At 48.2% G+C, this 17,418-nt stretch carries 19 protein-coding genes; 13 read left to right on the top strand and 6 right to left on the bottom strand.

Features of this window, described 5'->3' with window-relative positions; genetic code table 11:
• Nucleotides 1–8 precede the first annotated feature (8 nt).
• The 9 genes from secF (at nucleotide 9) to CWE15_RS08165 (ending at nucleotide 6,457) form a co-directional block, all read left to right on the top strand.
• The gene (gene secF, locus CWE15_RS08125; RefSeq protein WP_126757590.1) at nucleotides 9–962 is read left to right on the top strand and encodes a protein translocase subunit SecF; all 954 of its coding nucleotides are present in this window, start codon (nucleotides 9–11) and stop codon (nucleotides 960–962) included.
• A gap of 151 nt (nucleotides 963–1,113) precedes the next feature.
• A complete protein-coding gene (yaaA, locus tag CWE15_RS08130; RefSeq protein WP_126757591.1) occupies nucleotides 1,114–1,887 on the top strand; it encodes a peroxide stress protein YaaA in 774 nt (257 codons plus the stop codon).
• Between the two features lie 51 nt (nucleotides 1,888–1,938).
• Nucleotides 1,939–2,793: a DUF3014 domain-containing protein gene (locus CWE15_RS08135; RefSeq protein WP_126757592.1), complete on the top strand. Its 855-nt coding sequence runs from the start codon at nucleotides 1,939–1,941 to the stop codon at nucleotides 2,791–2,793.
• 11 nt (nucleotides 2,794–2,804) lie between these two features.
• Nucleotides 2,805–3,383 carry a 1-acyl-sn-glycerol-3-phosphate acyltransferase gene (locus tag CWE15_RS08140; RefSeq protein WP_241971877.1) on the top strand — a complete coding sequence of 193 codons (579 nt, stop codon included), beginning with the start codon at nucleotides 2,805–2,807 and terminating at the stop codon, nucleotides 3,381–3,383.
• The gene (locus tag CWE15_RS08145; protein ID WP_126757593.1) at nucleotides 3,380–4,018 is read left to right on the top strand and encodes a hypothetical protein; all 639 of its coding nucleotides are present in this window, start codon (nucleotides 3,380–3,382) and stop codon (nucleotides 4,016–4,018) included. Before CWE15_RS08140 ends, CWE15_RS08145 begins: the two co-directional genes overlap by 4 nt.
• A 62-nt stretch (nucleotides 4,019–4,080) precedes the next feature.
• Complete coding sequence (gene ribH, locus CWE15_RS08150; RefSeq protein WP_126757594.1) at nucleotides 4,081–4,545, top strand: 6,7-dimethyl-8-ribityllumazine synthase; 465 nt, start codon at nucleotides 4,081–4,083, stop codon at nucleotides 4,543–4,545.
• Nucleotides 4,546–4,555: 10 nt separating this feature from the next.
• Nucleotides 4,556–4,975: a transcription antitermination factor NusB gene (gene nusB / locus CWE15_RS08155; RefSeq protein ID WP_126757595.1), complete on the top strand. Its 420-nt coding sequence runs from the start codon at nucleotides 4,556–4,558 to the stop codon at nucleotides 4,973–4,975.
• Between the two features lies 1 nt (nucleotide 4,976).
• Nucleotides 4,977–5,969, top strand: coding sequence for a thiamine-phosphate kinase (gene thiL, locus CWE15_RS08160; RefSeq protein ID WP_126757596.1), 993 nt, complete (start codon nucleotides 4,977–4,979; stop codon nucleotides 5,967–5,969).
• A 2-nt stretch (nucleotides 5,970–5,971) separates the two neighbouring features.
• Nucleotides 5,972–6,457, top strand: a complete 486-nt coding sequence (locus tag CWE15_RS08165; protein WP_126757597.1) for a phosphatidylglycerophosphatase A family protein — start codon at nucleotides 5,972–5,974, stop codon at nucleotides 6,455–6,457.
• An 8-nt stretch (nucleotides 6,458–6,465) separates the two neighbouring features.
• Here CWE15_RS08165 and dxs read toward each other — a convergent pair whose 3' ends face one another.
• The 3 genes from dxs to CWE15_RS08180 are packed head-to-tail and all read right to left on the bottom strand — an operon-like array spanning nucleotide 6,466 to nucleotide 9,535.
• Nucleotides 6,466–8,322 (bottom strand): 1-deoxy-D-xylulose-5-phosphate synthase, encoded by a 1,857-nt coding sequence (dxs, locus tag CWE15_RS08170; protein ID WP_198674997.1) that lies wholly within the window; start codon nucleotides 8,320–8,322, stop codon nucleotides 6,466–6,468.
• A 13-nt stretch (nucleotides 8,323–8,335) separates the two neighbouring features.
• A complete protein-coding gene (gene ispA, locus CWE15_RS08175; protein WP_126757599.1) occupies nucleotides 8,336–9,238 on the bottom strand; it encodes a (2E,6E)-farnesyl diphosphate synthase in 903 nt (300 codons plus the stop codon).
• A gap of 9 nt (nucleotides 9,239–9,247) precedes the next feature.
• Complete coding sequence (locus tag CWE15_RS08180; RefSeq protein ID WP_126757600.1) at nucleotides 9,248–9,535, bottom strand: exodeoxyribonuclease VII small subunit; 288 nt, start codon at nucleotides 9,533–9,535, stop codon at nucleotides 9,248–9,250.
• Nucleotides 9,536–9,725: 190 nt separating this feature from the next.
• Here CWE15_RS08180 and pomA point away from each other — a divergent pair, with 190 nt between their 5' ends.
• Genes pomA through CWE15_RS08200 form a run of 4 tightly spaced genes read left to right on the top strand, consistent with a single transcriptional unit; the run spans nucleotide 9,726 to nucleotide 13,363 of the window.
• A complete protein-coding gene (gene pomA, locus CWE15_RS08185) occupies nucleotides 9,726–10,487 on the top strand; it encodes a flagellar motor protein PomA (protein WP_126757601.1) in 762 nt (253 codons plus the stop codon).
• Nucleotides 10,488–10,501: 14 nt separating this feature from the next.
• Nucleotides 10,502–11,437: a flagellar motor protein MotB gene (locus CWE15_RS08190; RefSeq protein WP_126757602.1), complete on the top strand. Its 936-nt coding sequence runs from the start codon at nucleotides 10,502–10,504 to the stop codon at nucleotides 11,435–11,437.
• Between the two features lie 49 nt (nucleotides 11,438–11,486).
• The gene (gene thiI, locus CWE15_RS08195; RefSeq protein WP_198674998.1) at nucleotides 11,487–12,953 is read left to right on the top strand and encodes a tRNA uracil 4-sulfurtransferase ThiI; all 1,467 of its coding nucleotides are present in this window, start codon (nucleotides 11,487–11,489) and stop codon (nucleotides 12,951–12,953) included.
• Nucleotides 12,954–12,988: 35 nt separating this feature from the next.
• The gene (locus tag CWE15_RS08200) at nucleotides 12,989–13,363 is read left to right on the top strand and encodes a VanZ family protein (RefSeq protein WP_126757604.1); all 375 of its coding nucleotides are present in this window, start codon (nucleotides 12,989–12,991) and stop codon (nucleotides 13,361–13,363) included.
• Here CWE15_RS08200 and srmB read toward each other — a convergent pair.
• From srmB to CWE15_RS08215, 3 genes are all read right to left on the bottom strand, one after another.
• Nucleotides 13,343–14,569, bottom strand: coding sequence for an ATP-dependent RNA helicase SrmB (gene srmB / locus CWE15_RS08205; protein ID WP_126757605.1), 1,227 nt, complete (start codon nucleotides 14,567–14,569; stop codon nucleotides 13,343–13,345). The two genes, CWE15_RS08200 and srmB, sit on opposite strands and share 21 nt — an antisense overlap.
• A gap of 103 nt (nucleotides 14,570–14,672) precedes the next feature.
• A complete protein-coding gene (locus CWE15_RS08210) occupies nucleotides 14,673–15,572 on the bottom strand; it encodes a recombination-associated protein RdgC (RefSeq protein ID WP_126757606.1) in 900 nt (299 codons plus the stop codon).
• A gap of 38 nt (nucleotides 15,573–15,610) precedes the next feature.
• Nucleotides 15,611–17,392 carry an ATP-binding protein gene (locus tag CWE15_RS08215; protein ID WP_126757607.1) on the bottom strand — a complete coding sequence of 594 codons (1,782 nt, stop codon included), beginning with the start codon at nucleotides 17,390–17,392 and terminating at the stop codon, nucleotides 15,611–15,613.
• Nucleotides 17,393–17,418 lie beyond the last annotated feature (26 nt).

The following is a 17,418-nucleotide window of genomic DNA, read 5'->3' on the forward strand; positions in this document are numbered from 1 at the left end:
GAGGCACTATGTTTGAAATTACAAAAATGGACGGCGACAACCCGGTTAAATTTATGGACTACCGCAAGCACACCACGTGGTTGTCTATTGTTTTTGCTGTTATCGCCTTAACCAGCTTAACCATTAATAAACTAAACTGGGGTCTCGACTTTACCGGTGGGACCCTGGTGGAAGTAAGTTTTAGCCAAGCGGCGGATTTACCGAAACTTCGTGATGTTCTTGCTGACAATAGCTTCGACGACGCTGTGGTGCAAAGCTATGGCACACCGCAAGACGTACTGGTACGAATTCCTCCACGTGACACAGCGGAAGCAGAGTCGATAGGCGAACAACTGCTGACTTTGTTACAAGCTGAGATAGACTCAAATATTGTAATGCGTCGGGTTGAATTTGTTGGGCCGCAGGTTGGAGACGAACTTGCTGAAGCGGGTGCACTCGCCATTTTGGTGGCGATGATTTGTATTCTAGCGTACGTTTCATTCAGGTTTGAATGGCGGTTAGCTATGTCGGCTGTTGCAGGACTTTTCCAAGATGTATTAATGATCTTGGGCGTGTTCTCACTACTACAAATCGAAATCGATTTAACAATACTGGCTGCATTGTTGGCTGTTATCGGATATTCCCTTAACGACAGTATTGTAGTGGCGGACCGTATTCGGGAGAACTTCCGTTTACTGCGAAAAGAAACGCCTGTGTCTGTATTCAACATTTCGATTAGCCAAACGATGAGCCGTACGTTAATTACCTCCCTAACAACTTTGTTGGTGTTAGTTACCTTGTTCTTCTTTGGTGGACCTATGATTGAAGGCTTCTCTATAGCCATGATTATAGGGGTTGTAGTTGGTACTTATTCATCAGTATTTACCCGAAGCACCCTTGCTTTAGCACTTGGTATTTCACGTGAAAACTTAATGCCGCCTGAAGTGGAAAAAGAAGGTGAAGACCAAGAGGTACTACTGTAAACAGTGGTTCTTACTTTAAGCCCCAACGAGTCATGTCGCTGGGGCTTTTTTATTGGCTTTGCAAAAGAATGGCTAAGAAAAATAAGCTTATGGCTCGTTACTACACCCTATGCTAATCTAATTACTATAAAACGAATTAAAGGTAGTAGGTATGTTATTTGTTGTTTCACCAGCTAAAAATTTAGACTATGAGTCGGCCGTCCCAACGGACCAGTACAGCATGCCCGAGTTATTAGACGAGGCCGAAGAACTGGTTACTGTATGTAAAGAGTTAACACCACAAGAGCTTGGTAGCTTAATGAAAATAAGCGACAAGTTAGCAGGGTTGAATGCAGCGCGCTTCACCGAGTGGAAACGACCATTCACCCTAGAAAATGCCAAGCAAGCGATGTTCGCTTTCAATGGCGATGTTTACGCAGGGCTGGAAGCTGCAAGCCTTTCACAAAAAGCGATTGAATATAGCCAACAGCACATGCGCATACTGTCGGGTTTATATGGGGTGTTGCGCCCACTCGACTTAATGCAGCCCTACCGTCTAGAAATGGGGACTCGACTTGCCAACCCAGGTGGAAAAAACCTTTATGAATTTTGGGGCGACCGCGTCACCGAGAACTTGAACCATGCACTTGCAGAGTCTAATAGCAACGTGTTGGTTAATTTAGCATCAAATGAGTACTTTAAAGCGGTCAATAAAAAGAAATTGAAGGTGCCTATTGTCACGCCTGTCTTTAAAGACACGAAAAATGGTCAGCAAAAGATTATTAGCTTTTACGCTAAGAAAGCGCGCGGCATGATGGGGCGCTATATATTAGAGAACCAGCCACAGCAAGTAAGCGACTTAAAGGCATTTAACACCGCTGGTTATGCGTTTGACGAGCAGGCTTCAACAGAGTTTGAGTTGGTATTCACTCGACCCGAGCAATAGAGGTTAGCTAGCACTGGCTACCAATAACAGCTTCAAATAAGGAAGGGTATTATGCGAGAAGATAATCAGAACGATGTAAATGTATCACCCGCAGCAACAAATACTAATACGAAGGTGATCGTCGGTATTTGTGTGGTGGTTGCGATTGTGATTATTGGTTGGGCCGTTTTTTCTGGCGGTGAGCCAGAGCCTCAACCTGAGCCAATACCGGTTGCTGTGGAAGAAACACAGCCCCCAGTTGAAATGCCATTACCAGAAGAGCCTGCCATAGCAGAAGAAGTGCTGCCGGAGCTGGATATAGTGGAAGAGCCCGAGCCAGAAATGGTGGTTACACCTGCTTTACCGCAGCTTGCAAATAGCACCCCTGTGGTAATGACCGAACTGAACACACGGCGGGTGAATACCCGCGCCATTCACAGCGACAACCTGGTGCGTGACTTTGTAGCTTTCGTCGACAACCTAGCAGTAGGCGAGATTGCGCGTGAAAGTGCGGTTATTAAAGGTCCTGAAGCTCGCTTTGCCGTGCAGGAAGTTGACGGTAACTTATACCTCGACCCACAAAGTTACGAGCGCTATAACCCTATAGTTGACTGGTTCGTGAATATGGATAACCAGGCACTAATAACGGTGTTTGAAGAGTACGAGCCGTTATTTGACGAAGCCTTTGCTGAAATATCGCGCCCGGATGCAAGTTTTCGGGAGCGCTTACAACAAGCCGCCCAGGTACTGCTCGACACTCCGGCGCAAAGAGGCATGTTGGAACTGAAGCAAGAAAAGGTCATGTACACGTTTGCAGACGAGTCACTGGAGTCATTACCCGCCGCGCAAAAACAAATGCTGCGCTTAGGTCCTGATAATATGGCACGCGTGAAACGCAAAATTAACTCGCTGTTACAAGCCTTATAAGTACTCAGACAATGCACAGGTATAACAACTTCCCGATGCGCGGCAACAGTTTTAGCCGCGCTTTCGGACGCCTTGGTATGTGGTTACTTGGGGGCTGGAAAGTTGTTGGTCAAATGCCCGACATAAAGAAAGCGATTGTGCCTGTGGCACCCCATACCTCGAACTGGGACTTCTTTATTGGTGTATTTGCCATGTTAGCACTTGGTTTAAAACTTTCGTTCTTAGGTAAAAAAGAAATATTTGTCTTCCCTGTGCGCAGGCTGTTGACCTGGCTAGGTGGAGTTCCTGTAAACCGAGCCAGTGCCCACGGTGTGGTTGCAGATATAGCCAAGCAATTTAATGAGCGAGAGCAGCTCATTCTAGCTTTGTCGCCGGAAGGGACGCGCAGTAAAGTGGAGCATTGGCGAACGGGGTTTTTGCATATGGCCCGAGCTGCCAAGGTACCTGTTGTGCCAGTCGCGCTCGACTTTGCAAAACGAGAAATACAGATTGGCCAGCCCATAGAAATTGATGACGACATTGAGAAAGGGTTAAAAGAGGTACAAGCATTCACTCGCCAAGCACAGGCTAAATATCCGGAGAAAGCATGAACCCGCACTTCACTTTTCGCATTGTTCTGTTGTGTGCCTTGCTGCTCGTTGCTAGCCCTGTATTCGCTGGTTTCGACGAAGCACTTAGTGGTACGCCAAAAGCCTGGCAGCAAGGGCAGTGGCAAATAACTCCTCTGCAAACGAGTGATGATCGTTTATACTATAGGGCTCATCAAGGCTCGGCCGATTATTTGTATCATGTGCTTGGTTGGTCGTGGCCCACCAAGAAAATATCCCCTGAGGTCAATGCAGACATGGTGCGACATCATGTGGCACAGCATGAACGCAAAGCTGCCTTTACCTATGTGGTTCGGCATACGGGCGAAGAAGGTATTTTAGGTGCTATCTATCTAACGCCAGTGAATATGGAGCGCCGACACGTTCCGAACTTCAATCCGAATGAGTTTTCTGCAGAAGTGACCTTCTGGTTTACTCAAGGAGCTGAGTCGGCAGATGACAGTGAACGCCTACTGCAGGAGTTGATCATGTGGCTCACAGAAGAATGGCCCCAAGCCAAGGTATTAATGCCAGTACATAGCGACTACACCTTCGTGCATGAGCAAATGTTGGCATTAGAGCATGAGCCATTTACCGAAGACGCAGAGACCGGCGACCTGCTTTACCGCTTGCCCTGAAAATGTGGTATTCTGCGCGGCAATTAATCAGGTGTTCAAATTAAGCGAATATAGGAAACATTATGAAGGTTATCGAAGCAGGTGTTGCTGCACCAGGAAAAAAAGTTGCTATTGCGGTGTCACGTTTTAATAGCTTTATTGTTGACAAGTTACTAGAAGGCGCTGTCGATGCGCTAGAGCGCTTTGGGCAAGTGTCAAAAAGCGATATCACAGTGGTGCGTGTACCGGGTGCGTATGAACTGCCGTTGACCGCAAAGAAGCTGGCTGAGTCGGGTAAGTACGACGCAGTGATAGCTGTGGGTGCTGTTATTCGTGGTGGTACCCCACACTTTGACTATGTAGCAGGGCAAGCAAATACAGGATTAGCGCAAGTTGCTATGGACACAGGTGTACCTGTGGCCTTTGGTGTTATCACCACAGACACGGACGAGCAAGCCATAGATAGAGCGGGTGTAAAGCATGGCAACAAAGGTGCCGAAGCCGCATTAAGCGCACTAGAAATGATCAATGTATTAGAGCAAATTTGAGGAGCATTGGGTGAAACCAGCAGCACGACGTAAGGCCCGCCGCATGGCGATACAGGCAATTTATTCTTGGCAGCTTTCAGATAACGCCGTAAGCGATATTGAAGCCGAGTTTTTGGCAGAAAACGACATGACGAAAGTTGATGTAGCTTATTTCCAAGACTTGCTTCGCGGTGTTGCTGCGTCTGTTTCGACGCTAGACAGTATTCTAGCACCTTTTTCAGCCCGTCCGTTTGCAGAGCTTGACCAAATTGAACGCGCTGTATTGAGAGTGTCTGCGTATGAGTTACGCTCGCGTTTAGATGTACCTTATAAGGTCATCATGAACGAGGCCATTGAATTAGCGAAAGCGTTCGGAGCCGACGACAGCCATCGCTTTGTCAACGGAGTATTGGATAAAGCGGTCGATAGCTTGCGAGCTGCACGGCAGTAATATGCACACCTACAGCAAAGAGTTCGCGCTGATAGCTAAGTACTTTCAGCGCGAAGTGGCAGGAACAGACACACGAAGCAAAAACAACATAGTGCTTGGCATCGGTGACGACGCAGCCATTGTGGACCCACCTGAAGACGCGTCAATTGCCATTACCACCGACACCATGGTGTACGGCACTCATTTTGACGACCTTGTCCCAGCAGACGCCGTTGGACATAAATTAGTTGCCATGAATTTAAGTGACCTAGCCGCTATGGGCGCCGAGCCGACGTGGTTGTCTTTGGCTGTTACTTGCCCGGATATTGACGAAGCTTGGATGAGTGAGTTTTCGCGCGGGTTTTTTGAGTTAAGCGACTACTATAACTGTTCTTTAATTGGCGGTGATGTCACACGTGGCCCCTTGTCGTTTACGGTTACCGCTCAAGGAATAGTGCCCCGTGGCAAAGAAATGCGCCGACGAGGTGCTCGCCCAGGCGATCGCATTTACGTTAGCGGTACCTTAGGCGACGCAGCCGCGGCACTAGCAGGGCAGCAACAAACCCTGCCTGTGTGCGAAACACAGCAAGCACAACTGAATAAAGCGTTATTTTACCCGCGACCACAGGTGGGCTTAGGGCAGGCTCTTCGCGCCGTTGCTACCAGTGCCATTGACTTGTCAGACGGCCTGGCTAAAGACCTCCTGCATGTTCTGCAGTCGTCCAACTTAGGTGCCCGCGTTGACGCTGGGGCCTTACCTGCTTCTAAAATCTTGGAAATGGTGTTACCTGACCCGAGCCAGCGAGCTCAGTTGCAGTTAACCGGTGGTGAAGACTATCAGCTATGTTTTACTGTGCCTGAAAGTCGACGCGGTAGCTTAGAAACCATCGCACATCAATTAGGTCTTGATATCACCTGTGTGGGGGTGATCGAAGGCGAACCTGGCTTACGCATTGAGTTGAATAATCAGCCTTTTTCGCTGAAAACAGCAGGCTTTCTACACTTTAAGGATTAGCCATGAAACGTTCTGAGTTATTGAAAAACCCTATTCACTTACTTTCGTTTGGCTTTGGTACAGGGTTAGCGCCAAAAGCACCTGGCACTTTTGGGACTTTGGTTGGAATACCTGCCGTACTTCTGTTTGCCCCGCTTGGGTTGAATGAGTACTTAGGCGTTATTGCTGCTTTTTTCCTGTTGGGCATTTTCCTGTGCGGAGAAACGGGCAAGGTACTGAAGAAACATGATGACCCAGCAATTGTCTGGGACGAAATTGTCGGCTATATGATCGCACTGTTCGCCATACCATTGACGTGGCAAACGATGCTACTCGCTTTTGTGCTGTTTCGCTTCTTCGATATTCGCAAGCCATGGCCTATACGTTGGCTCGATAAGAAGGTTTCTGGAGGTTTAGGCGTGATGCTCGATGATGTGTTGGCGGGCTTATTTACCTTGGTAATTTTGCATGCACTTATGGGTGCCGGCATGTTACCAGGCACCCTATAAGCAACTTGTTAAAGCTGCGCAAGGCGTTGCTGAATTCGTTTCAACATGCTTTGCGCGTCCAAGCCTAGCTCTTCTCGTATCTCACCCTGAGTACCGTGACGAATAAATTTGTCCGGTAAACCTATTAGCAGTGCTGGTGTCGACAGCCCTTCCGACTGCATAAACTCAAGCACGGCGCTACCAGCACCGCCTGCAATAGCATTTTCTTCTACCGTAACCAGTAGCTCATGAGACCCTGCAAGTTCACGGACAATGGCTTCGTCTAATGGTTTTACAAAGCGCATATCAATAAGTGTTGCGTCTAGCTCTTCCGCTACTTTTTTGGTTTCAGCTAACAAGGTTCCGAAGCAGAGAATAGCCACCTTTTTGCCTTCGCGAATCGTACGCGACTGACCGAGTGGCAACACTTCCAGCTCAGTGTATTCAAGACCAAGAGCATTCCCACGAGGGTAGCGAACCGCGGCCGGCACTCGGGCTTCAAAGCCTGTATGCAACATAAGGCGGCATTCGTTTTCGTCACTTGGGGTCATAATGACTAAGTTTGGCACGCAGCGAAGGTAGCTAATGTCATAAGCGCCTTGGTGGGTTGCACCGTCAGCACCCACAATACCAGCCCGGTCAATAGCAAACAGGACGGGCAAATTCTGCAGGGCGACATCGTGAATGACTTGGTCATACGCACGCTGTAAAAATGAGGAGTAAATAGCGACTACGGGTCGCTGTCCAGCAATGGCTAAGCCAGCGGCAAAGGTTACGGCGTGTTGTTCAGCAATCGCAACATCGTAGTATTGATCGGGATACTGCTGAGCAAATTGCACCATACCTGAGCCTTCGCGCATAGCGGGGGTAATGCCTGCTAGCTTGGGCTCTTGGGCGGCGGTTTCACACAACCACTCGCCAAAAATAGCCGAATAGCTGGGCGTGCTGGACGCTTGGCTTGGAAGGCTGTGCTTGGCTGGGTCAAACTGAGGCACACCGTGGTAACCGATCGGGTCTTTTTCTGCGGGAGCGTAGCCCTTGCCTTTTTGTGTCATAACATGCAAGAACTGCGGCCCAGGCAAGTTACGCATATTCGACAAGGTTTCAACCAAGCCTTCGACATCATGACCGTCAATGGGGCCAATGTAGTTAAAACCAAGCTCTTCAAAAATGGTGCCTGGCGTCACTAAGCCTTTCACGTGCTCCTCTGCACGGCTTGCCAAGCGGCGCATGTGTGGTAAGTCTTTTAACAGTTGTTTACCACCTTCCCGCAGAGAGGTATAAGGTTTACTTGCCAGAATTTTAGCAAAATGGCTATTTAAGGCGCCTACGTTTTCTGAAATAGACATTTCATTGTCATTTAAAATGACCAGCATGTTAGGGCTAATATCCCCAGCATGGTTCAAGGCCTCAAACGCCATACCGGCTGTCATGGCGCCGTCGCCTATAACGGCAACAACTTTTCTATTCTGCGCTTCTTTTTGTGCGGCCACGGCCATCCCTAAAGCGGCACTTATAGAAGTACTTGAGTGGCCAACGCTCAGTACGTCATACTCACTTTCTTCACGCCAAGGAAAAGGGTGTAAGCCGTCTTTCTGGCGGATGGTATGCAGTTGATCGCGACGGCCTGTTAATATTTTATGGGGATAGGCTTGATGGCCCACATCCCAAACAAGCTGATCAAAAGGGGTTTGAAACACATAATGCAAAGCGACGGTTAGCTCAACAGAGCCTAAACCACTGGCCAAATGGCCACTGCTACGGCTGACCGACCCAAGTAAAAACTGGCGTAACTCGCCACTTACTTGTTGCAGCTGAGGCTTTGAAAGACGGCGCAGATCAGCAGGGCTTTCGATACTGCTGAGAAGCGGGTACTGTCCAGAAATATTGGGCATAATGCTAGCGATCCCGTGTCACTAAATATTCGGTGAATTCAGAAAGTAACTGCGTATTGTACGGTATTCCCGATAAGGCGTGTACTGCTTTATCGAATAATTGATTGCGTTTAGCAATCGCACCCTCCAAGCCTAATAAGGCGGGGTAAGTGGCCTTATGATTGGTGATATCAGACCCTTGTGTTTTGCCAAGGGTTTCGGTGTCACTGATTTGGTCTAAAATGTCGTCTTGCACTTGAAAAGCGAGACCAATAGCGTCCGACCACTGCTGCAGTTTAGCATAATCTTCTGCGCTTATCTGCGGTGCACAGTGAGCTCCTAGTAACACAGCTGCTTTCATTAAAGCCCCGGTTTTTAGCTGGTGTACATGCTCTAGGGCGGTCAGGTCTAACGCTTGACCAGTGGCCTCAATGTCTAATGCTTGGCCACCACACATACCAATAAGCCCAGAGGCAGTGGCTAACTCCCGCACCATATTTAACTGTTGTTGGGGACTAACGTTTTTATAGGCGTGTGTTGTAAGGACCTGAAAGGCTTCTGCCTGGAGTGCATCTCCCGCTAGTATGGCCGTTGCGTGGTCATACTTAATGTGGCAGGTGGGCTTTCCCCTACGTAACGTGTCGTTGTCCATAGCGGGTAAGTCATCGTGCACAAGCGAATAAGAATGAATGCATTCAATGGCCAAGGCAGGTGCGTCAAGGTCAGCTAAGTCAGCGCCAAGCATGGCACCTGTTGCATACACAAGAAAAGGGCGTACACGCTTACCACCGTTTAACATACTATAGGCCATAGCACTAGCTAACTTGTGAGAAGCCTCTTCCTTTGAGCGTGCTTTAAGCGTCTCAAAGTGGCGAGTAGAAAATTGCTCATGGCGCTTTTGAAGCTCGGCAAATTGCGAGTTGAACATAAATACAACCTAAAACGGAGAGTCTGAAGGGGAATGCGAACTTGCCCCAGGGGCATCGGATGCTTCTGAAAGTTCGGTCAATTGTTCTTGACCGCCTTGTGCAATCAGCATTTGCACTTTTTGTTCAGCAGCTTGCAGTTTTTCTTGGCTAATGCGTGACAATTTTACCGCATGCTCGAACTGCTTAAGAGCTTCGTCCAATGGTAACTCGCCTTGCTCAAGGGCAATAATAATTTTTTCTAGCTCGCTTATCGCTTGCTCAAAGGACTGATTTGAGGTTTCTGTAGTGTCCGACATATCCTCGTCTCCTTGGTTCTAAATCAATATTCAGTGTGAAATTTCAGGTATGCTTGCACATTGTACCGTAAAGAATCATTGAACAGGGCCGATAAACAAGCTGTAATAACAGAAAAAGTAGTTGTGCACATAACTCTTAGCATAAAAGTACCATACTAACGCACGGCTCGGCAGAGGTGAGGAGAAAATAGTGGATATAGCAACAATTGTAGGCGTGCTTGGTGCCATTGCGTTCATCGTCATGGCTATGGTGATGAATGGCGAGCTAGGCTTATATATTAATATTCCGTCTATTTTAATTGTTTTCGGGGGAACTATTTTTGTTGCTCTTGCCAACTACACATTAAGTCAGTTTTTAGGTGCCGGGAAAGTGGTTGTAAAGGCGTTTAGCTTTAAAACAGACGCCCCGCTCGACCTAATAGATAAAGCCGTAGAAATGGCAGACGCTGCCCGTAAAGGTGGATTTTTAGCCCTTGAAGAGACAGAAATAGACAACCGCTTCTTCCGTAAGGGTATTGATATGCTGGTCGACGGACATGACGCAGAAGTTGTGCGTCAAACCCTGCAGAAAGATATTGACCTCACCTACCAACGCCACGACCAAGGCGTTGGTATTTTTCAAGCCATGGCTGACACGGCACCCGCAATGGGAATGATAGGTACCTTAATTGGGCTTGTGGCCATGTTGGCCAATATGGATGACCCGAAGGCGATAGGTCCTGCTATGGCTGTTGCGCTTCTAACAACCCTCTACGGTGCATTTTTGGCCAACGTTATTTGCTTACCTATTGCGGCTAAACTGAAGCTAAGAATGGAAGAAGAAAAGCTGAATCAAGAGCTTATTTTAGACGGTATTTTAGGAATTCAAGACGGTCAGAACCCGCGCATTATTGAAGATCTGCTGAAAAACTACCTTGCTGAGTCGAAACGTGTTACCGACGAAGAAGAGTAGAAGGAGCAAAAAGCATGGCAGCATTACCGGCAATTGAAAAAAAGTGTCCTAAGTGCCCACCCAAGGGGTTGGCTCCTTGGATGGCGACTTTTGCAGACCTCATGGCTCTGCTGATGTGCTTTTTCGTGCTGTTACTTGCCTTTTCAGAAATGGATGTGCTGCGTTTCAAGCAAATAGCCGGCTCGATGAAGTTTGCTTTTGGGGTGCAGAATAAAATAGAAGTGACCGATATCCCTCGTGGTACCAGTGTTGTGGCCCTCGAATTCCGTCCGGGCAGACCAGACCCAACGCCGATTGAAACCATTCAACAACAAACCATTGATATGACACAGCAGTCGCTGCAGTTCCAGGACGGTGAAGACAATGCCCAAGGGGGAACTGCCTTTGAAGAAGGTGGCGATGCAACCCTAGATGAAACAACCGGTGGGGACACACAGCAAGTGTCCGAGCAGCAAAACAACCAAGAGCTGCTAGAGCTCATGATGCGCTTAGAAAACGAGCTTGCTGAAGAGCTTGACCAAGGCGCCATTGAGCTTGAACAACTCGGGCAACAAATTCTCATTCGGGTGAATGAGCAAGGAACCTTCCCGCAAGGCTCTGCTTTTTTACAGCCTCAGTTTAAGCCAGTTATTCGCAAAATCGCAGAAGTAATAGGTGATATTCCGGGAGAAGTTACCATATCAGGGCACACGGACAATCAAGTTATCCGCTCTGAAATGCACAGCTCAAACTGGGACCTTTCCAGCAAGCGCGCCGTCAGTGTTGCTGAAGAAATGGCTCGTTCAGGAGCTTTTAATACCAATCGTATGACCATTATGGGCTATGCGGACACGCGCCCCTTGGTTCCAAACAACTCTCCAGACAATCGCCGCCGTAATCGACGTGTTGAAATTGCTATTATGCAAGGGAAGGCGCGTGAAAGTGCGCCAATTTCAACCAGCAACGAGTAGAGCTAGCCTAGTATTTACGCTATAATCTACCCTTTTCAGCTAGGGTAGTATCATGAAGTTTATTGTTCGGTTGCACGCAGAAATAACAGTGAAAAGTAAGTCATTACGTAAGCGTCATGGCTCTGTGTTATCTAGCAATATTCGAAACCTGATAAAACAGCACACGGATCAGGTGGCTGTACGCTGGCTGTGGGACAAAATTGAAGTGGAAATACCTGCAGACGAGCAGCTCGCAGGCAAAGTGCGCGATGTCCTTGTATGTATTCCTGGTATTTCCCATATTGAAGAAGTTATAGAAACAGACTTCACCGACTTTGAAGGCGCTTTGCAGTTTGTTATTGACAATATGGGGCCCGCCTTAACGCATAAAAGTTTTGCAGTTCGGGTAAAGCGTCGCGGTAAACATGAATTCTCGTCACAAGACCTAGCCGTATATATTGGCGGCGGCATTCGAGCACGGGTTGAAGGCGCCACGGTCAAGTTGGTGCAGCCGCAAGAAACGGTTCAGCTCTGGCTCGAGAACGACACCTTGAGCCTGTTGGTTCGTCGTTTGCCAGGACTTGGCGGTTACCCGCTTCCGACCCAAGAAACCGCTTTATCACTTATCTCAGGTGGGTTTGACTCCGCCGTTGCCAGTTACCAATTTATTCGCCGTGGTGCGCGCACCCATTTCTGTTTCTTCAATTTAGGTGGCGCTGCAGCCCATGAGGCCGCTGTCCGTGAGGTAGCCTATTACGTTTGGAAAAAATACAGCTCTACCCACCCAGTGAAGTTCGTAAGTGTCGACTTCTCAGGCGTGGTGGAAGCTATTCTGAACCAAAACGAGCCTGGGGTGATGGGGGTTTTATTAAAACGATCCATGCTTCGTGCAGCAGCCTTAGTAGCGGACCGTGTGAATGCGCAGGCGCTGGTGACCGGGGAAGCCCTTGGTCAGGTGTCAAGCCAGACTTTAAGCAATTTACAAATCATCGATGAAGTGACCCACAAGCTGGTATTGCGCCCGCTCATCACCATGGATAAACAAGATATTGTCAATATCGCCCGTGACATTGGGGTAGAAGAAATGGCTGCGTCCATTCCAGAGTATTGTGGGGTTATTTCAAACAAACCGACGGTAAAAGCTAAGCAGCAAGTTGTTTTAGCTGCCGAAGCCGGTATTACCGACGAAATGATAGAAGAAGCGGTGATGGCTGCGCCGGTGAAAGACATACGGGAAGTGCATGCACAACCCACGGCCTATATGCCGCCCATTTATACGCAAGAGCAAGAGCTGCCTACAGGCACTGTGGTGATTGATATTCGCAGCCCTGAAGAGGAAGACGAAGCCCCGCTCAGTCTGGCCTCGACAGAAGTGGTGCACATTCCATTTTTCAAGTTAGCAAATAAAATGCAAACAATGGATACCAGCAAACCGTATGCGTTATATTGCCAGCAAGGGGTCATGAGTCGTTTACAGGCCATTGCCTTGAAAGAACAAGGTGTTGCGCATCTTGCATTGTATGAGCCCAAGGACTAACGGCGCTCGTTAATTAACTAGAAAGGACGTTGTACATGATGATGTTAGGACTGCAATTTATCCGCAGACATGCACGCCTTATTTTTATACTCACATTTGCTGTTGTTTCATTTGCACTCTTAACACAACGTCCACCAAAGCCTTCCGCTTTGTCGTTTGAGCATGCGGACAAAGTGGCGCACTTTACCGTTTTCTTTGTGTTGACACTGACCATGCACCTAGCTTTTCGCCCACGCGTGTGGACAGGGTTGTTGTTAATGCTTGGGTATGGTGTATTGGTCGAAGTCATTCAGCACCAGGTGCCAGGCCGTGGTGCTGAATTACTAGACGTGGTCGCTGACATGGCAGGCGCTACCATGTTTTATGCATTTTGGTGGGTGAGTAAGCGGCTAGGCTTTTTTAGCCGCTGACTTCTTCTTTACCTTTTTCTTGGCTTTCTTCTTTTTGGTTTTCTTATGTGGGTCAGGAAACTTAAAAGTAGGGCGCAAACCGTCAATAACACGGCGCTCTAGTTTGGTGTCTAAGTAACGCTCCACACGGCCCAGGCACTCTGCGTCATGGGCTTCCACTAACGATATAGCATTGCCCTTTTTCCCTGCTCGCCCAGTCCGGCCAATTCGGTGAACATAGCTGTCGCCTCGGCGTGGCATGTCGTAGTTAATGACCAACTCCACGTCGGGAATGTCGATACCACGGGCGGCCACGTCAGTAGCAATCATAATGCGGGCACGGAGGTCGTGAAAGGTTTTAAGCCTTTTTTGCCGTTCTGCTTGCGGTAGTTGACCTTCCAATGAAACGGTTGGGAAGCCTTTACTGCTTATCAGAGGCTCAAGTTCATGTACCTTGTCGCGCTTTCGAACAAATACAAGGACGCGACCCGTAACACTTTTTAGTAAGTGCTCAAGTACTTGGAGCTTATGGGGCGTGTCATCAATAATATGCACCCATTGGTTTATTTTACCCCGTTCGCGTTTGGGCGGCTCGGCCTCAACGACCACAGGTTTGCTTAAGGCTTGTTTTGAAAAGGCTTTTAATGCGTGGTGGTCCGCTGTGGCGGAGAACAGCATGCGCTGCTTTAAGCTGGGAGCTTCCGACTGTATTTGCTCAACAGCACCACGAAAACCCATATCAAGCAGGCGGTCGCCTTCATCTAAAATAAGAAGCTCTAAATCCTCCGCACTAAACTGCTCTGCGGCCAAATAATCAACAAGGCGGCCGGGCGTTGCGACAATAAAGTCTACATTTTTTTCAAGTGCGCCTAAGTGGCTACCAAAATTTACGCCGCCTGTAATGGTGAGGCAGGTTAAGTCGGTGGCGGCAGCTAGCTGTTCGGCCACGCGTCCTATTTGTTCAGCCAATTCACGGGTTGGAACCAACACCAGCGCTCGTGCGCTGCCGGGTGAACGGCGTGGAAAGTCGGCAAGATACTGAAAAACAGGCAGTAAAAAAGCCAAGGTTTTACCAGTTCCTGTGGGCGAAGTGGCCATAATGTCATGGCCTTCCATTGCAAGCGGTATGACCTGTTGCTGAATGCGTGTCGGCTTGTTTAAGCCAGACTCAAGTAAAACATGTATCAGCTCAGGAGAAAGTTCTAACTGCTGCCAGTCTGGGGTCATAATGGTTGGTGCCCGTACGTAAGTAACAATGTGAAACCTTATAATACCTGAATTATGTTGCCGAAACACGAGAAAGCAGCGCTGCCACCGGCAGTGCTGACTTTTACTTAGGCTCGAGCGTCAGTGCAGTACCTAACACATCCAGTAACTCTGCAAACTCGCCAAACATCAAAGCAAAGTCAGCGTCAAGTTGCTCAGCGGCGTCCGCCGTATTGTCTTGATCCCGTTGCTCTAACACCATATCAGCAAACTTAATACGTTTAATGGCATAGTCGTCACTTAATAAGAATGAAAAGCGGTTAGGCCACTCAAGACCAAGCTCTGTCACATGCTTGTCGTGCTCTAAATGCTGGGTCACTTCCGGCACCATTAAGTCGTGCCTACGCAAGCGCACCACCATGCCTTCTTCTTTGCTACTTTTAAGTTCGGCATCTTGCCCGAGCTCAAAGGGTGCAGCGGCGGCACCTTCTCGAACCCATTCAGTGAGGCAGTGAGTTGCAGGGTATTCTGGCCCCCACGGGCGCACAGGCAAGGAGCCAAGGCATGAGCGAAGCTGAGCGGTAAATTCTTCAGCGCGCGTGGCCGAAGAAGTGTCGACTAAAACCCGTTGGTTTTTTATGTCGATCATGCCCCAAGTCACAGAGTAGCGGCTTAGCGCACGAGGTAATAAGTTGTGCACAATGTCTTCTTTAAGAGCTTGCTGCTCTTTCCGAGGCATCGGACGGGCGTGCTCCAGCTCATAGGCTTCTTTGCGTTGCTCAAGCTCCGACTTAACGGCGCTTGCTGGCATGACCTTTTCTTCTTTGCGTAAGCAAAGTAACACGGCGCCTTGGTGCACTAGGGCGTACTCGTCGCTGTCCCGAATAGGGCTTGTCCAGCCGAGACTTGCAGGCTCAGTGCTGCTACATGGCTTAAAGCTGCGCTCGTTTAATAAGCTTTGAAAATCGTCAGGAAGCTGAAAGTCTTGGGTGAATTGGTACACTCTCAGGTTTTTAAACCACATGCTGAACTCCGAAATAAAGAAACGCTAAGCCGGGCATTCTAGCCCTTCTGTTGTACTGTGTCAGTTGCTTTATTTTCAACAAGCGTCACAGGGAAGCTGAAGTCGTAGGCTAGGCCACTACCTGCGTGGCTGCTCGCACTAATGGTGCCACCCATAGTGTCATGAATTAAAGTGTAAATAATATGAGCGCCAAGCCCACTACCACCCCGGTCAGCCTTTGTGGTGTAGAAAGGGTCGAATAAATGTTCTAGCTGGCCTTTTGATAGTCCTAAGCCGTTGTCCTCATAGTGAAAAAACAAATGATTTTGCCCTTGTTCTGTTTGCTCATGAGAAACACGAATAGAAATAGTGCCAGCCGTTGCGCCTTCAAAGCCATGAATCACTGAATTAAGGATCATGTTTGTTAAAATTTGCGCCAAAGCGCCCGCTTGAAGGCGAACCTGCAGCGAGTCACAACACGACACGTCTATTTGAATGTTTTTTCCTTTTAATCGAGGTTGCAGCGAACGAATAATACTATTTATGTAATGGCCTAAGATAACCGTTCGGTTTGCCTCAGCACTTTGGCTAATGGCCACTTCTTTAAAGCTCACCATTAACTCGGCCGCGCGGTGTAAATTGTTTTCTAATAGTTGCACACTTTCCCGAGCATCGGCGATAAAGCGGTTCAATTGCGACTGCGTTAAGCTTTTGTCCTCCATGGATATGGCTAAGGCTTCCACTCGATCGGCTAAAAAGGAGGTGGTGGTCACCCCAATGCCAATCGGTGTATTTACATCGTGGGCAATCACAGACACCAGCTCCCCAAGAGACGCCATTTTTTCCGTTTTCACCAAGTGCTGCTGGGTTTTACTAATGGTTTCTATGGAACGGGTGAGTCGTTCGTTGGTGCGCTTGAGCGCAGCTTCGGTGAGCTTACGTTGCTGCACTTCTCGCTCAAGTTCGTATTGGCGTTGTTCTAAAGCTAAGTTCCGTTCTTCAATGTCTAGCATGAGCTTGCTCATGCCCGAGGTTTTTTGTGCTACCTCTTGTTCCAGTAAGTCGTTTTGATTGTCCAAACGACGGTTCGCATGCTCGAGCATTTCCTTTGTAAGCCCTAAGCTTTTTTGGTGCTGCTGTATGCGGTCGATCAAGTCATTATAGGCCGCTTCTAATATACCAAACTCTGTGTTTTTGGTTTGACTTAGCTTTATTTTCGACTCGCCCAAGCGGTCAGGCTGAAAGCTTTCAAGTTGCAGAGTAAGCTCTTGCATAGGCCTTGTTAGGTGGCGGTGAAAAGCTAAAGAGAATAATAAAATAAGGAAGGTACTTTTAATAAAAGCGTTCCCGACCAAAAACAAAATACTGACTTTTAGAGACTCGACAATAACACGGCGGCTTGAGAACAAGGCTATATCGCCAACGAGGGTAGATTGCCCAGCAAACTCAAAAGTCAGCGGATTGTACTGACCAAATACACCATTAGTTGCGTCTAACTGCACGGGGTTTATAGGCTCATTGGGCAGTGACGAAAGGGGCTGTACAAGACCGAGCTGGCGAATAACGCGGCCGGCGTCGTCGCGGATAATGACCCCAGAAATGGCAGGGATGGTCATTAACCCTTCGGCAATGGCGTCTATTTGCTGATAATTAAACTCCCAAAGGGAGCGCGTGAGGCTGGCTGAAATTGTGTTGTGTTGGTTCGTTAGTTCATTCTTAAGAGAATGTTTGGTGTTGTTATACTCGCTGAGAATATGGAAGCATGTAATCACAAAAGTGATCACGAAATAGACCGAGAGCACTCGGGTTAAGAGCCGTTTCGATGTACTTTTATACTGCATGTAGTAAATCCTTTACCCAGTAAGCA

It is taken from the genome of Aliidiomarina taiwanensis (genome assembly GCF_003987015.1).
Classification (GTDB): Bacteria; Pseudomonadota; Gammaproteobacteria; order Enterobacterales; family Alteromonadaceae; genus Aliidiomarina; species Aliidiomarina taiwanensis.

Excerpts from the sequence above, each read along its gene's own strand:
- secF (WP_126757590.1), top strand. The coding sequence starts at position 9 with ATGTTTGAAATTACAAAAATGGACGGCGACAACCCGGTTAAATTTATG.
- yaaA (WP_126757591.1), top strand. The coding sequence starts at position 1,114 with ATGTTATTTGTTGTTTCACCAGCTAAAAATTTAGACTATGAGTCGGCC.
- CWE15_RS08135 (WP_126757592.1), top strand. The coding sequence starts at position 1,939 with ATGCGAGAAGATAATCAGAACGATGTAAATGTATCACCCGCAGCAACA.
- CWE15_RS08140 (WP_241971877.1), top strand. The coding sequence starts at position 2,805 with ATGCACAGGTATAACAACTTCCCGATGCGCGGCAACAGTTTTAGCCGC.
- CWE15_RS08145 (WP_126757593.1), top strand. The coding sequence starts at position 3,380 with ATGAACCCGCACTTCACTTTTCGCATTGTTCTGTTGTGTGCCTTGCTG.
- ribH (WP_126757594.1), top strand. The coding sequence starts at position 4,081 with ATGAAGGTTATCGAAGCAGGTGTTGCTGCACCAGGAAAAAAAGTTGCT.
- thiL (WP_126757596.1), top strand. The coding sequence starts at position 4,977 with ATGCACACCTACAGCAAAGAGTTCGCGCTGATAGCTAAGTACTTTCAG.
- CWE15_RS08165 (WP_126757597.1), top strand. The coding sequence starts at position 5,972 with ATGAAACGTTCTGAGTTATTGAAAAACCCTATTCACTTACTTTCGTTT.
- ispA (WP_126757599.1), bottom strand. The coding sequence starts at position 9,238 with ATGTTCAACTCGCAATTTGCCGAGCTTCAAAAGCGCCATGAGCAATTT.
- CWE15_RS08180 (WP_126757600.1), bottom strand. The coding sequence starts at position 9,535 with ATGTCGGACACTACAGAAACCTCAAATCAGTCCTTTGAGCAAGCGATA.
- CWE15_RS08190 (WP_126757602.1), top strand. The coding sequence starts at position 10,502 with ATGGCAGCATTACCGGCAATTGAAAAAAAGTGTCCTAAGTGCCCACCC.
- CWE15_RS08200 (WP_126757604.1), top strand. The coding sequence starts at position 12,989 with ATGATGATGTTAGGACTGCAATTTATCCGCAGACATGCACGCCTTATT.
- srmB (WP_126757605.1), bottom strand. The coding sequence starts at position 14,569 with ATGACCCCAGACTGGCAGCAGTTAGAACTTTCTCCTGAGCTGATACAT.
- CWE15_RS08210 (WP_126757606.1), bottom strand. The coding sequence starts at position 15,572 with ATGTGGTTTAAAAACCTGAGAGTGTACCAATTCACCCAAGACTTTCAG.
- CWE15_RS08215 (WP_126757607.1), bottom strand. The coding sequence starts at position 17,392 with ATGCAGTATAAAAGTACATCGAAACGGCTCTTAACCCGAGTGCTCTCG.